The sequence below is a fragment of the Bradyrhizobium sp. SZCCHNRI3052 genome (genome assembly GCF_032484895.1).
In the GTDB taxonomy this organism is placed as follows: Bacteria; Pseudomonadota; Alphaproteobacteria; order Rhizobiales; family Xanthobacteraceae; genus Bradyrhizobium.
Genome location: NZ_JAUETW010000019.1, coordinates 115,001 through 129,380 on the forward strand (window position 1 = coordinate 115,001; position 14,380 = coordinate 129,380).

The following is a 14,380-nucleotide window of genomic DNA, read 5'->3' on the forward strand; positions in this document are numbered from 1 at the left end:
ATACCTAAATATCTTTCGCGGAGAACCAGCTATTTCCCAGTTTGATTGGCCTTTCACCCCTAACCACAAGTCATCGGAGCCTTTTTCAACAGGCACCCGTTCGGTCCTCCAGTGAGTGTTACCTCACCTTCAACCTGCTCATGGCTAGATCACTAGGTTTCGGGTCTAATACAACGAACTTGACGCCCTGTTCAGACTCGCTTTCGCTACGCCTACGCCTATCGGCTTAAGCTTGCTCGTTAAATTAAGTCGCTGGCCCATAATACAAAAGGTACGACGTCACCCAGAACGCATCTTGGGCTCCGTCTGTTTGTAGGTGTCCGGTTTCAGGTCTATTTCACTCCCCTCGTCGGGGTGCTTTTCACCTTTCCCTCACGGTACTGGTTCACTATCGGTCGCTGAGGAGTACTTAGGCTTGGAGGGTGGTCCCCCCATGTTCAGACAGGATTGCACGTGTCCCGCCTTACTCGAGCATGAATGTTCGCATTACCCATACGGGGCTATCACCCTCTGAGGCCCTGCTTTCCTGACAGGTTCTGGTTGGCTTACATTCATGACTGGCCTGGTCCGCGTTCGCTCGCCACTACTAGCGGAGTCTCGGTTGATGTCCTTTCCTCCAGGTACTTAGATGTTTCAGTTCCCTGGGTTCGCTTGAAACCTCCTATGTATTCAGAGATCTCATACCTTCTCTTGATAACCGGAAATCCAAAACCTCACGGCCTTGAATTCTCACAGTCTCCTGTTTGAACACCAAAGACCTAAGGTCTTGGAGTTCCGGCTATCGAAGGTGGGTTTCCCCATTCGGAAATCCGCGGATCAAAGCTTCTTCGCAGCTCCCCACGGCTTATCGCAGCGTAGCACGTCCTTCATCGCCTCTCAGCGCCAAGGCATCCACCGAACACCCTTAAGGCACTTGATTGCTCTCATTATCAATGTCCACACACTCGGCAGAATGTTCACCGCTCCCACCGTCCCGAAGGACTAAGCGTTGGAGCAGCGCGGACACTGATTAGAAAGACCAGCTTGCTTCTTAAGATCGAACCGATGGCCGTGCGGTCAAGCGCAGCCAACAGAGTCATTTACAACAGACAGGATGCTTCACAGCTTCCAGCCTGCGCCGAAATGACCCGGAGATAGTGAAGTGTCGGTGCATAGTCGAAGCGCGGACCGCTTGCGCGGTGACGCTCCATTGCACGACCCAACTCGGATCGATCTCCTCTTCACGATGTCAGATAACACGCAGTCTTCTGTAATCCCGGTGAGGATCAGAAGATGCGAAGTGTTGTCTCGCGGACGAATTGTGTGTCGGTCAGGCGCAAAGTCCGCCTCCGCTCTTACGAGCTCCGGCGCGACAGCCTTCGCGATCAGATGGCTTGCCGAGCCGAAGCGCCGGATGGCGCGAAGGCTGGTGGAGCCTGTCGGGATCGAACCGACGACCTCATGCTTGCAAAGCACGCGCTCTCCCAGCTGAGCTAAGGCCCCATACTCGGAAAGACGAATGCAATGAGCGTGATCGTCGAGACGATTGACCAACTGCCCGTCTTCGCCAAGTGGCTTCGCCGGGCACGCTTCGCTCTATGAAGAGCGAGGCCGCGCCACGCGAAGCCGAGAGGCGAAGCGTGGTGGGCCTGGGAAGACTTGAACTTCCGACCTCACGCTTATCAAGCGCGCGCTCTAACCAACTGAGCTACAAGCCCTAACGCTCGAAGCTCGTCGCCACCCTGCCCGCGAGGGCAAATGCAGCAACCGCGCAGCCCCAGGCAGCGTGTTCGTCCGCGAAGAAAGAGAAACGAAGACGGCGAAATCCCGCCAATGGAGCTCAAGCAAGATCTGGCGATCTTGATGGCCCCTGATGTTTCTAAAACAGCTCGATAGCTGACCGGTCCGAAGACCAGCCGATCCGAAGATCATGCTGAAGAGCCATCCTTAGAAAGGAGGTGATCCAGCCGCAGGTTCCCCTACGGCTACCTTGTTACGACTTCACCCCAGTCGCTGACCCTACCGTGGTCGGCTGCCTCCATTGCTGGTTAGCGCACCGCCTTCAGGTAAAGCCAACTCCCATGGTGTGACGGGCGGTGTGTACAAGGCCCGGGAACGTATTCACCGTGGCGTGCTGATCCACGATTACTAGCGATTCCAACTTCATGGGCTCGAGTTGCAGAGCCCAATCCGAACTGAGACGGCTTTTTGAGATTTGCGAAGGGTTGCCCCTTAGCTTCCCACTGTCACCGCCATTGTAGCACGTGTGTAGCCCAGCCCGTAAGGGCCATGAGGACTTGACGTCATCCCCACCTTCCTCGCGGCTTATCACCGGCAGTCTCCTTAGAGTGCTCAACTAAATGGTAGCAACTAAGGACGGGGGTTGCGCTCGTTGCGGGACTTAACCCAACATCTCACGACACGAGCTGACGACAGCCATGCAGCACCTGTGTTTCGGGCTCCGAAGAGAAGGTCACGTCTCTGCGACCGGTCCCAAACATGTCAAGGGCTGGTAAGGTTCTGCGCGTTGCGTCGAATTAAACCACATGCTCCACCGCTTGTGCGGGCCCCCGTCAATTCCTTTGAGTTTTAATCTTGCGACCGTACTCCCCAGGCGGAATGCTTAAAGCGTTAGCTGCGCCACTAGTGAGTAAACCCACTAACGGCTGGCATTCATCGTTTACGGCGTGGACTACCAGGGTATCTAATCCTGTTTGCTCCCCACGCTTTCGTGCCTCAGCGTCAGTATCGGGCCAGTGAGCCGCCTTCGCCACTGGTGTTCTTGCGAATATCTACGAATTTCACCTCTACACTCGCAGTTCCACTCACCTCTCCCGAACTCAAGATCTTCAGTATCAAAGGCAGTTCTGGAGTTGAGCTCCAGGATTTCACCCCTGACTTAAAGACCCGCCTACGCACCCTTTACGCCCAGTGATTCCGAGCAACGCTAGCCCCCTTCGTATTACCGCGGCTGCTGGCACGAAGTTAGCCGGGGCTTATTCTTGCGGTACCGTCATTATCTTCCCGCACAAAAGAGCTTTACAACCCTAGGGCCTTCATCACTCACGCGGCATGGCTGGATCAGGGTTGCCCCCATTGTCCAATATTCCCCACTGCTGCCTCCCGTAGGAGTTTGGGCCGTGTCTCAGTCCCAATGTGGCTGATCATCCTCTCAGACCAGCTACTGATCGTCGCCTTGGTGGGCCATTACCCCACCAACTAGCTAATCAGACGCGGGCCGATCTTTCGGCGATAAATCTTTCCCCGTAAGGGCTTATCCGGTATTAGCACAAGTTTCCCTGTGTTGTTCCGAACCAAAAGGTACGTTCCCACGCGTTACTCACCCGTCTGCCGCTGACGTATTGCTACGCCCGCTCGACTTGCATGTGTTAAGCCTGCCGCCAGCGTTCGCTCTGAGCCAGGATCAAACTCTCAAGTTGAACTTGAAGCTTTGAACCGGCTGATCACAACGTTTGACGAGGTCCCACCAATCAGTACCCACGCTTCACAGCGCAAATACCATGGTGTTACCTTTGAAACATTGTCCGCCGAAGTCTTCTCGTCCGATCCCAGAACCAAAAGCCGAAGCCCTCAATCCCGAGACCCGCAAGGACTCCGCCGTCCACGTTTCTCTTTCTTCATCTTCACTTGTCAAACAGCCCGGGACCTCGGTCCCACCCTCGGATGGAGGGGCGCCCAACATCTTCCGACGTCGATGGGCAACCGGGTTTTACCGGTTGTGCATCACTCAACAGAAGTGAGGAGCAATATTGGCGCGAATGCTCGCCTCGGTGTGTCCCGAAGCGGCGCCGCGCTCAGTGATCGGGTTTATAGGGGGGGCCGATCGGGGTGTCAACGCCCAATGTCAACAAATCGTCGCATCGAATCATTTTTTTCCGGACAGCAGGAGAACCCCGACTTCTTGCGGACTTCGTGCCCCACTTGGGCCACAATCCTGCGACGATTTGTTAAGCATCGACCTGGGTTGATTTGGGTCCAGCGGGGACTGCCATCGATTCAAGGATGATCCAGATCAAGGAAGTGGCGAGCCCTTCGCCTGATACGGCCGAGACGACATCGAGAGATCCTGAAGAACAATAGCGGTTTGCGGATTCCGGCTTTCCAGCCAGAGAGTCTCGAACCGTCAGAAGCGCGCCATCATTCCGAGCCGTTTGTCTTGGACGTTAAGCCACCGGCAGCTGAGTGATCTCGGTGCTGACTTTGAATTTGGGGGACGAAGGTTGAACCATCGGACGTCACGCGGGGGGTATGGACGCGAGGTCGGCATGATCGATCTCGGTCATGAGCCGCCGCTATCGGTCGATGGCTCCGAGGCCGCGGTGATCGACCGCCGCCGCGTTTCCGTACAATGGTTCTCTGGTACGATTCTGACGGGTCTATGCGGCGCAGCCCTCATCGGCGGCGCCGTTTTCGCCTCGCTCGACGGCGAAATGACCTTCGCGCGCATGCCGGAGCGGATGGAGAGCGCGCTGCGCGGCGCCTTCGGTGCCAATGACCGCGTCGCCACCCTGCGCAAGAGCGACCGCCTGCCGCCGCCGAGCGAAGCGGCCGCGGCCCGCAATGTGGTGCGCATCTCGACCGTGACCCGCGCGGGATCGCGCGAGCTCATCCGGGTCCGTCCCTATGTCCGGATCTCGGGCAACCTGTCGATGACGACGAGCGATCTTTCCGCCAAGATCCCGCCGTTCAACGCCCAGCGCCTGCTGAGCGACACCGACAACGACAAGACAGGGTCCGGCGAGGATCCGAACAATCCCGAGGCCGTCGAGCCCGACGCCGAGGTCTCGTTCGTGACCAAGGATCTCGCCGCGGTGCTCCCCAAGGCGAAGATCGCAACCTCGGTGGCGCTCGACGAAATCGTCATGCGGGTCCGTGATGCGGCGAACTGGCGCGGCAACAATGGCGGCGTACGCTACGCCTCGCTTGCCAATGCCGCCGCCGACGCGGCCGGCGCGCAGGCCGTCCAAGGCGGCGACCTGAAACTGTCCTATGCCAATGACGGCACCTTGCCCGATCCTTACGCCGGCTTCGAGACCCGGGTGGTGCCGGAAAATGTCACCTTGCTCCCCAAGACCAAGGACCAGATCACCGGCGGCAATCCGCTCGGCGAGCGCGTCCACCTGGTCAAGAAGGGCGATACCGTCGCCTCGATCCTGCGCGACCAGGGCGCGACGCCCGACGAAGCCAAGGCGATCGCCGCCCAGCTCGGCCCGCGCGGCCGTGACGGCGGCCTGAAGGAAGGCGAGAAACTGCGCATCCTGATGGCGCCATCCAGCCCTGCCCCCGGCGCCCGGCTACAGCCGTTCCGGGTCATCGTCGCCAACGACACCATGATCGAGGCGGTGGCCGCGCTGTCGGACCTCGGACGATACGTCGCCGTGGACGCGCAGAGCATGAACACGGTCACCGAGACCGCCGACAACACCAATGACGAGGAGGATGACGGCACCGGTGTCCGCCTCTATCAGAGCATTTACGAGACGGCGATGCGCAACAAGGTGCCCGCGCCGGTCATCGAGGACATGATCCGCATCTACTCCTACGACGTCGATTTCCAGCGCAAGGTGCAGCCTGGGGATTCGTTCGACGTCTTCTATGCCGGCGACGACGACGACAAGCCTGGCAACAACGACAAGACCGAGGTGCTGTTCACTTCGCTGACGGTCGGCGGCGAGACCAAGAAATACTACCGGTTCCAGACCCCCGACGATAGTGTCGTCGACTATTACGACGAGACCGGCAAGAGCGCGAAGAAGTTCCTGGTGCGCAAGCCGGTCAACAACGCGATCATGCGCTCCGGCTTTGGCGGCCGCCGCCATCCGATTCTCGGCTTCGTGAAGATGCACACCGGCGTCGACTGGGCCACCGCCTACGGCACCCCCATTTTCGCCTCCGGCAACGGCGTGCTCGAGAAGGTCGGCCAGGAAGGCGGCTACGGCAAATATATCCGCATCAAGCACAACAACGGATACGAGACCGCCTACGGCCACATGTCGGCGTTTGCCAAGGGCATGGAGCCCGGCAAGCGCGTGCGCCAGGGCCAGGTCATCGGTTTCGTCGGCTCGACCGGCATGTCGACCGGCCCGCACGTCCACTATGAGATCCTCGTCAACGGCCGCTTCGTCGACCCGATGCGCGTGAAGCTGCCGCGGGGCCGGTCGCTCGAGGGCCCGATCATGGCCAACTTCGAGAAGGAGCGCGACCGCGTCGACCAGATGATGACCAGCCGCGGCACCGGCGCCTCGCGCATCTCGGACGCCGGCCCGATCCAGGTCAGCCGGTGAGCGAGACCCCTCGCCCCCCAAAGGCGCGTTCAACTGAAAACGGCCCGCGCTGATCTCTCAGCGCGGGCCGCTTCCGTTTCAGTTCGGCGAAACGCCGCTCAGTTCAGCTTGCGCTTCGGAATCGGCGCCTCGAAAGTCGCGATCTCGGCAGTGTGCGGCACCTTGCCGTTGAAGGTCAGCACATTGCCTTCGGCCGAGATCGTCATGTGATCGCCGTCCTTCACGTCTCCGGCGAGGATCATCTCGGCGAGCGGATCCTGCACGCTGCGCTGGATCACCCGCTTCAACGGCCGTGCGCCGTAAGCCGGATCCCAGCCCTTGGCGGCGAGCCAGTCGCGCGCGTCGCCATCGAGCGACAGCGTGATCTTGCGCTCCTCCAGGAGCTTCTGGAGACGTCCGAACTGGATCTCGACGATCCGGCCCATCTCGCTCTTCTGCAGGCGGTGGAACAGGATGATCTCGTCGACGCGGTTGAGGAACTCGGGTCGGAAATGGCTCCGCACCGTGCCCATCACCAGCTCGCGCACCTCCGACGTATCCTCGCCCTCCGGCTGATTGACCAGGAACTCGGAGCCGAGATTGCTGGTCATGATGATCAGCGTGTTGCGGAAGTCGACGGTGCGGCCCTGGCCATCGGTCAGGCGGCCGTCGTCGAGCACCTGCAAGAGAACGTTGAACACGTCCGGATGCGCCTTCTCGATCTCGTCGAACAAGACGACCTGGTACGGCCGGCGCCGCACGGCCTCGGTCAGCGCCCCGCCCTCGTCATAGCCGACATAGCCGGGAGGCGCGCCGATCAGCCGCGACACAGAGTGCTTCTCCATGTACTCGGACATGTCCAGGCGGACCATCGCGGTCTCGTCGTTGAACAGATATTCGGCGAGCGCCTTGGTCAGCTCGGTCTTGCCGACGCCGGTCGGGCCTAAGAACATGAACGAGCCCATCGGCCGGTGCGGGTCCTGCAGGCCGGCGCGCGAGCGCCGCACGGCGGTCGCAACCGCATGCACGGCCTCGAACTGGCCGACGACGCGCTTGCCGAGCGAGTCCTCCATGCGCAGGAGCTTGTCCTTCTCGCCCTCGAGCATCTTGTCGACCGGCACGCCGGTCCAGCGCGAGACCACCTGCGCGATGTGGTTGGCGGTGACCGCCTCCTCCATCATCTCCCCGGCATTCTCCTTGGCCTCGATGTCGGCCAGCTGCTTCTCCAGCTCGGGGATGCGGCCATAGGCCAGCTCGCCCGCCTTCTGATACTCGCCGCGGCGCTGCGCGTTGGCGAGCTCGATGCGCAGGCCGTCCAGCTCGCTCTTGAGCTTCTGCGCGTTCGACAGCTTGTCCTTCTCGGCGCTCCATTTCGACGTCAGCGCCGCCGACTTCTCCTCGAGATCGGCGAGCTCCTTCTCCAGCACCTGCAGCCGCGTCTTGGAGCCGAGATCGCTCTCCTTCTTCAAGGCCTCCTGCTCGATCTTGAGCCGGATGATCTCGCGATCCAGCGAGTCCAGTTCCTCGGGCTTGCTGTCGACCTGCATCTTCAGCCGCGCCGCCGCCTCGTCCATCAGGTCGATGGCCTTGTCGGGCAGGAAGCGGTCGGTGATGTAGCGGTTCGACAGCGTGGCCGACGCCACAAGCGCGGAGTCGGTGATGCGCACGCCGTGATGCTGCTCGTATTTGTCCTTCAGGCCGCGCAGGATCGAGATGGTATCCTCGACCGTCGGCTCGGTGACGTAGACCGGCTGGAACCGCCGCGCCAAGGCCGCGTCCTTCTCGACGTGCTTCTGATACTCGTCGAGCGTGGTCGCGCCGATGCAGTGCAGCTCGCCGCGAGCGAGCGCGGGCTTCAGCAGGTTCGACGCATCCATCGCGCCGTCGGCCTTGCCGGCACCGATCAGGGTGTGCATCTCGTCGATGAACAGCACGAAGCTGCCTTCGGCAGACGTGACCTCCTGCAGCACGGCCTTCAGCCGCTCCTCGAACTCGCCGCGATATTTCGCGCCGGCGATCAGCGCGCCCAGATCGAGCGACAAAAGCCGCTTGTCCTTCAGGCTCTCCGGCACGTCGCCATTGACGATGCGCAGCGCGAGGCCCTCGACGATCGCGGTCTTGCCGACGCCGGGCTCGCCGATCAGCACGGGATTGTTCTTGGTCCGACGCGACAGAACTTGAATGGTGCGGCGGATTTCCTCGTCGCGGCCGATCACCGGATCGAGCTTGCCGTCGCGCGCCGCCTGGGTCAGGTCGCGGGCATATTTCTTCAAGGCGTCATACGCATTCTCGGCGGTCGCCGAGTCGGCCGTGCGGCCCTTGCGCAGGGATTCGATCGCTGCGTTGAGGTTCTGCGCGGTGACGCCGCCCTTGGCGAGGATGCCGCCCGCTTCGCTGTTCTTCTCCAGCGTCAGGCCGAGCAGCAGCCGCTCCACCGTGACGAAGCTGTCGCCGACCTTCTCGGCCGCCTTCTCCGCCGCGTCGAAGGCGCGCGCCAGCTCGGGCGACAGATAGATCTGCCCGGCGCCACTGCCCGAGACCTTCGGCAGCTTGCCCAGCGCATCCTCGGTCGCTTTCAGGATCGCACGCGAATTGCCGCCGGCGCGATCAATCAGACCGCCAGCGAGTCCCTCGCCGTCGTCGAGCAGGACCTTCAGCAGATGCAGCGGCGAGAACTGCTGATGGCCGTCGCGCATCGCCAGCGACTGCGCCGATTGGATGAAGCCCCGCGCGCGCTCGGTATATTTTTCGATATTCATGATGTTTCCCTCAGCCTGCTGTGACGCCCCGAAGGCACGGCTTCAGCATCTTCATTGGGTTTCGGACCGCGCACGTTGACGTCCATCAACGCCGCAACCATTGACGTCGCCGGCTTGCGCCCGGCTTGAGTGGAAATGTGGGAAGGCGGTGCGAAAACGGAAGAGGCCGCTTCACAAATTCGTGTGCCCTGGCCGCGGCCAAGGGAATCTCCTATGAGGCGGCATGAGCCAGACCCCTCCCGCGCGCATCGCCGGCCTGTACCGCTATCCCGTCAAGGGCCTTACCCCGGAACCATTGCGGAGGGCGCCTTTGCGGGTCGGCCAGACCCTGCCGGCCGACCGCCGCTACGCGCTCGAGAACGGTCCCAGCGGGTTCGATCCCGCAGCTCCGGTCTGGAAACCGAAGACGGCGTATCTGATGCTGATGCGCAACGAGCGCCTCGCCGGCTTCAAGACCATCTTCGACGACGCGACCAACATTCTCACCATCCGCAAGGACGGCGCGATCGTCGCCCAAGGCGATCTCGAGAGCCCCGACGGCCGCGCGGCGATCGAGCGCTTCTTCGCAGGCGAGTTCGCCGCCGAGCTGCGCGGGCCGCCAAAGCTGCTGTCGGGCGGTGGTTACGCTTTTACGGATCTGGCGCGTAAGGTGGTCTCGATCATCAACCTCGCCTCCATCGCGGAGATCGAGACCTTGGTCGGCGCTCCCGTGCACCCGCTGCGCTTCCGCGCCAACGTCTACGTCACCGGCTGGCCGGCCTGGCACGAGACCTCGCTCCTGGGCGAGACGCTGCGCATCGGCTCGGCGCGGCTCAAGGTCGTGAAGACCACCACCCGCTGCGCCGCCGTCAACGTCGACCCGGACACGGCCGCCCGCGACCTCGACATCCCGCCCGCGCTGATGACCCGGCGCGGCAACAATGAATGCGGCATCTATGCCGAGGTGATCGAAGCCGGCGATATCGCCGTTGGCGACGAACTCGCCGTGGAGCAGCCGCGGCTGGTGTAGTTCGAGCGCTGGCTGCATCGGCGGCGCGCCCCCTCTCCCGCTTGCGGGGGAGGGTGGGGGCCGCCCCACCCGAAAATCTTCGTGTGGAGAGACTTCCCCCACCCGCATCGCATCGAAGATGCGATGCGACCTCCCCCGCAAGCGGGGGAGGCGCACACCGAGCGAGCCTCGACGGCTCGATTCATTAGTTCGAGATTGGTTAGTTCGGCATCACGTAGGCGTACACCCGCCCCCGCGACACCGCGCTCTCGCGGACACGGTTGCCGTTGTTGCCGGAGATGACGATCGGGTTGCCCTGGGCATCGACGCCCGAGACCACGCCGACGTGGCCGCCGCCGCGGCGGCTCATCACCGCGATCGCGCCGACCTGCGGGCCGGAGACGCGCTGGCCATAGCTCGCGAACGAGCGCGCCATGTCGGAGCCGGTGCCGCGATGGCCGGTGCGCTCCAGCACCATGTTCATGAAACGGGCGCACCACAGGCTGCGCCGGCCGGTCGGATTGCCGCTGCCGATGAAGCTGCGCGCCGCGGAGACGACGCTGCTGCCGCCGCCGAAGCCGCCGGACGACGCCATGCCGTCGGACGCCGTGCCCGGCATCATGACGCTGGCCTGCGCGTCGGCAACGCCGCTCACCTGCACCCGCGCCACGCCGCGCTCCCAGCGCGACAGCCGGGCGACGGAACGCCGGTGGTGATGATGCCCTGCGTAGTGATGGCCGCCGTGGCTGCGGTGGGCATGATGCCCCGAGCCGTGATGCGGACGGGCCGATGCCGGTGTTGCGGTGACGGCGACGACTGCCGAGCACATGGTCAGCGCAACGACGTGAAGCGACCGGCGAAGGGTAGACACAACCATACTCAATCCTTCTGTTACTTCCCCCAGTACCCTGACTTGGCACCCCCTGGTCCTCAGCGCGGCCCCTCTGCAAGCCGCCAGCGGGGTCCGTAAAAAGTCGCGGTGTGACGAAACCATGACCTTCGGCGGCGAAAGACTGGCGACGAGAGGGTGATTCCGGGTCTATCTTGGGGCGAAAACAAGGCTACTGGCCCGGCCATTGTCGCGTGTCGCGCGACTCGTCAACATGCGGCACGTGACACGGGAGGAGCTGACGATGCCCCACGCAACGGCCAAAGACGGCGTTCGCCTCTATTTCGAAGAGGTCGGCGCCGGCACGCCGCTCATCTTCCTGCACGAGTTCGCCGCCGACCACACCAACTGGGAGCCGCAGTTGCGCTATTTCGCGCGCCGCCACCGCTGCATCGCCTACTCCGCGCGCGGCTACACGCCCTCGGAGGTGCCGGCCGCGCCCGACGTCTACAGCTACGTGCACTTCTACACCGACGCCCTGGCGTTGCTGGACCATCTCGGCATCGACAGCGCCCATTTCGTTGGCCTGTCGATGGGCTCGTACTCCGCGCTGCAGGTCGCGCTGAACGCGCCCGGCCGCATCCGCTCGATGGTGCTGGCCGGCGTCGGCTCGGGCTCCGACCTCACGCAGCTCGACGCCTTCCGTGCCCAGTGTCGCGCCACGGCCGAGCAGTTCGAGACCCTCGGCTCGGCCGAGACCGCCAAGGTCACCCGCGAGGCGCCCGGCCGCATTCCCTTCCTGGTCAAGGACCCGCGCGGCCACGCCGACTTCTATGCCGCACTCGCTCGCCACGACGCCAGGGGCTCGGCCAACACCATGCGCGGCTTTCAAGGCGCGAGGCCCTCGATCTACATCATGACGGATGCGATCCGCCGCGTCGCCACGCCCGCGCTGATCATTTGCGGCGACGAGGACGACGCCTGCATCGAGCCGAGCCTGTTCCTCAAGCAGCACCTGCCGGCGTCGGGACTGACGTTCTTCCCGAAGTCCGGCCATGTGCTGAATCTGGAGGAGCCGGCGTTGTTTAATGAGGCCGTGGAGCGCTTCATCACCCTGGTCGAGGCCGGCCGTTGGGGCCTGCGGGATCCAAGGTCGATGGTGTGATGACCTCCGGAAGCGCCTCTCCTTCGTGGCTGAATCACCGACGCCTCGCAGCCCTGCATTGTCGTCCCTGCGAACGCAGGGACCCATAACCACCGGCTTCAATGGGACGATGGCTGGTAGTTGTGCCTCACCGATAGATTCCGCGGTATGGGTCCCTGCGTTCGCAGGGACGACAGCGGAGATTGTGGCACGGACCAACCCGGCCGTGACGACATGGGTCAGTCGGAGGCGTCAACGCATCCGGAAACGGCGACACCGCCCCCTACTCCCCGATGATCTTGATCAGCACGCGCTTGCGCCGTCCGCCGTCGAACTCGCCGTAGAAGATCTGCTCCCACGGGCCGAAATCGAGCTTGCCATTGGTGATCGCGACTACGACCTCGCGCCCCATGATCTGGCGCTTCATGTGGGCGTCGGCATTGTCCTCGCCGGTCCGGTTGTGCCGATAGCCCGCGACCGGCTCGTGCGGCGCCAGCTTCTCTAGCCACTGCTCGTAGTCGAAATGCAGCCCGCTCTCGTCGTCGTTGATGAACACCGACGCGGTGATGTGCATCGCGTTGACCAGCACCAGCCCTTCGCGCACCCCGCTCTCCTTCAGCGCCGCCTCGACATCATCCGTGATGTTGATGAAGGCGCGACGGCCCGGTGTCTGGAACCAAAGTTCCTTGCGGAACGATCTCATCGGAACAATCCAATCTTCCTGACCATGGAGCATGCGGCACGACGGTGTCCGACGTGGAGTGTGGCGTAGCTCACAGCGTGCGGTTCCGGCTGCGCCCAGACTGGACCCGATGGAGTGCATACTGCAAGCCACAACGGCACGGTCTCGCTTCGTCCTACAATCCAAGATTGAACCGAACGTTGCTCGGACAGACTTAACTGCATTGCCGATCTCATTTCGACGATGACAACGAACAGCGTGGCGGCTCGCCGTTCGGCGACGACCGTGCAGACCTGATCGGGCTGCAGCCGCTCAATCTCATCGCACGAGAAGCTCGACTTCTGCAGGCAAGGCGCCGATCGCAGCGAGTCGCCATTCAGAGGAGAGAGACAATGAGTCTGCTGCGTATCAATCTCTTTGGCGGTCTTGAAATCAGACGCGTCTCCGGCGAGCAGGTCGTCATCCCAAGCCGCAAGGCGGCAACGCTCCTGGGCTATCTCGCCCTCACCTCTCCGCACGGCATTTCACGCAGCAAGCTTGCCGCCCTCCTGTGGGAAGGCCGCTTCGGCGACAACGCGCGCGCAAACCTGCGCCAGGCGCTGTTGACGCTGCGCCGGGTGCTGCCGCAATGCACCGAGGTGATCTCGGCGGAACGCGACGACATCCGCATCCATCCGAACGCCGTCACGACCGACGTGCAGGAATTCGAGGTGCTGCTGCAGCTCGGCGATCTGGAAACCATGGCCCGCGCCGCCGCGCTGTTCCGGGGCGAGTTGCTCGACGGCATCAGCTCGACGTCCTGCGCGTTCGAGGCATGGCTCTCCGCCGAGCGTCAACGACTGAAGACGCGGGCGATCCGGGCGATCGCGGGCCTGCTGGACGTCGGCGGCCGGGAACATGTGGAGATCGCCACGACGTTCTCATTGCGTGTGCTGGCCGCAGATCCGCTGCAGGAGGACGTCCACCGCACCTTGATGCGCTGCTACGCGCAGCAGGGCCGCCGTGCCGACGCCCTGCGTCAATATGACTTCTGCCGCACCGTGCTGCGCAAGCAGGTCGGCGCCACGCCGGAGAGCGAAACCGAGAGCCTGCAGCGCGAAATCAGGCGCATGCTACGCGTCTGACGATCCGCGTGATCTTGCTCCATGCGTTCCACACATGATCGATTTTGACGGCACTTTCACGCCCCGCTTGACACTTGCATCACGGCCACGCGCGCAACATCGCCCTCGATCGACGTCGCGCAGCAACTACGCCTGATGAGGTCAAGCGGCGCGCCGCTCGAAGATCAAACAACGAGCGAGGAGGCTCAACATGAGTGGCATGCAGCAGTCGACTGAGGACTATGGTCAATTGAATCCCGAAGGGATCTTCGGCTCCGTTCTCGGCAGGTTCGCCGGACAGGCGATCGGACGCCTGATCGGCGGCAAGACCGGCCGCGACTTTGGCGGCGCCATCGGCGGAATCGCGGGCGGGTTCGCGCCGTTCTCGGTCGGCCCCGGCACCGAGCAGCCGTCGGAGATGGAGTTGCAGGGCTTCTGGAGCGTGCTCAAGAAGATCGGACAGGGCGTCCAGACCGGGCTCAATGTCGGGCACAACCTCGGCATCTTCAGCGCCGGCCCGCAGGCCGCAGCCGCCGCGCAGCCGACCGACATGGAGCTGCAGGGCTTCTGGAGCGTGCTCAAGAAGATCGGACAGGGCGTCCAGACCGGCCT

Annotated in this window: 7 protein-coding genes, 2 tRNA genes, 2 rRNA genes and 1 pseudogene (1 of these 12 only partly in view); 5 read left to right on the top strand and 7 right to left on the bottom strand. The window is 62.9% G+C overall.

All coding sequences use genetic code 11. From position 1 onward, the window contains the following. The 4 genes from QW887_RS33120 to QW887_RS33135 form a co-directional block, all read right to left on the bottom strand. A 23S ribosomal RNA gene (locus tag QW887_RS33120) occupies window positions 1–919 on the bottom strand; it reaches 1,928 nt to the left of the window's first position. A 487-nt stretch (window positions 920–1,406) separates the two neighbouring features. Then, a tRNA-Ala gene (locus QW887_RS33125) sits at window positions 1,407–1,482 on the bottom strand. Between the two features lie 138 nt (window positions 1,483–1,620). Beyond that, window positions 1,621–1,697 (bottom strand) — tRNA-Ile (locus QW887_RS33130). A gap of 233 nt (window positions 1,698–1,930) precedes the next feature. Continuing rightward, window positions 1,931–3,419 (bottom strand): 16S ribosomal RNA (locus QW887_RS33135). The 16S and 23S rRNA genes sit together here with 2 tRNA genes alongside, the layout of an rRNA operon. Window positions 3,420–4,220: 801 nt before the next feature. Between QW887_RS33135 and QW887_RS33140 the strand changes: the two genes are divergently transcribed. Next, window positions 4,221–6,284, top strand: coding sequence for a M23 family metallopeptidase (locus QW887_RS33140; RefSeq protein ID WP_315718088.1), 2,064 nt, complete (start codon window positions 4,221–4,223; stop codon window positions 6,282–6,284). Between the two features lie 98 nt (window positions 6,285–6,382). Here the strand turns inward: QW887_RS33140 and clpB are convergent, their stop codons facing one another. Beyond that, entirely contained in the window at window positions 6,383–9,022 is a 2,640-nt protein-coding gene (clpB, locus tag QW887_RS33145; RefSeq protein WP_316196038.1) for an ATP-dependent chaperone ClpB, read from the bottom strand. 223 nt (window positions 9,023–9,245) lie between these two features. Between clpB and QW887_RS33150 the strand changes: the two genes are divergently transcribed. Next, window positions 9,246–10,031 carry an MOSC domain-containing protein gene (locus QW887_RS33150; RefSeq protein WP_316196040.1) on the top strand — a complete coding sequence of 262 codons (786 nt, stop codon included), beginning with the start codon at window positions 9,246–9,248 and terminating at the stop codon, window positions 10,029–10,031. Between the two features lie 199 nt (window positions 10,032–10,230). Here QW887_RS33150 and QW887_RS33155 read toward each other — a convergent pair whose 3' ends face one another. Then, window positions 10,231–10,887, bottom strand: a complete 657-nt coding sequence (locus tag QW887_RS33155) for a TIGR02594 family protein (protein ID WP_315718092.1) — start codon at window positions 10,885–10,887, stop codon at window positions 10,231–10,233. 256 nt (window positions 10,888–11,143) lie between these two features. Here QW887_RS33155 and QW887_RS33160 point away from each other — a divergent pair, with 256 nt between their 5' ends. Beyond that, window positions 11,144–12,004, top strand: coding sequence for an alpha/beta hydrolase (locus QW887_RS33160; protein WP_316196041.1), 861 nt, complete (start codon window positions 11,144–11,146; stop codon window positions 12,002–12,004). A 262-nt stretch (window positions 12,005–12,266) separates the two neighbouring features. Here QW887_RS33160 and QW887_RS33165 read toward each other — a convergent pair whose 3' ends face one another. Next, window positions 12,267–12,686, bottom strand: coding sequence for a secondary thiamine-phosphate synthase enzyme YjbQ (locus tag QW887_RS33165; protein ID WP_315826648.1), 420 nt, complete (start codon window positions 12,684–12,686; stop codon window positions 12,267–12,269). 371 nt (window positions 12,687–13,057) lie between these two features. Here QW887_RS33165 and QW887_RS33170 point away from each other — a divergent pair, with 371 nt between their 5' ends. Both QW887_RS33170 and QW887_RS33175 read left to right on the top strand, forming a co-directional pair. Continuing rightward, entirely contained in the window at window positions 13,058–13,789 is a 732-nt protein-coding gene (locus QW887_RS33170; RefSeq protein WP_315826647.1) for a BTAD domain-containing putative transcriptional regulator, read from the top strand. Window positions 13,790–13,979: 190 nt separating this feature from the next. Beyond that, window positions 13,980–14,380, top strand: a pseudogene (locus QW887_RS33175) (hypothetical protein); the annotation flags it as partial.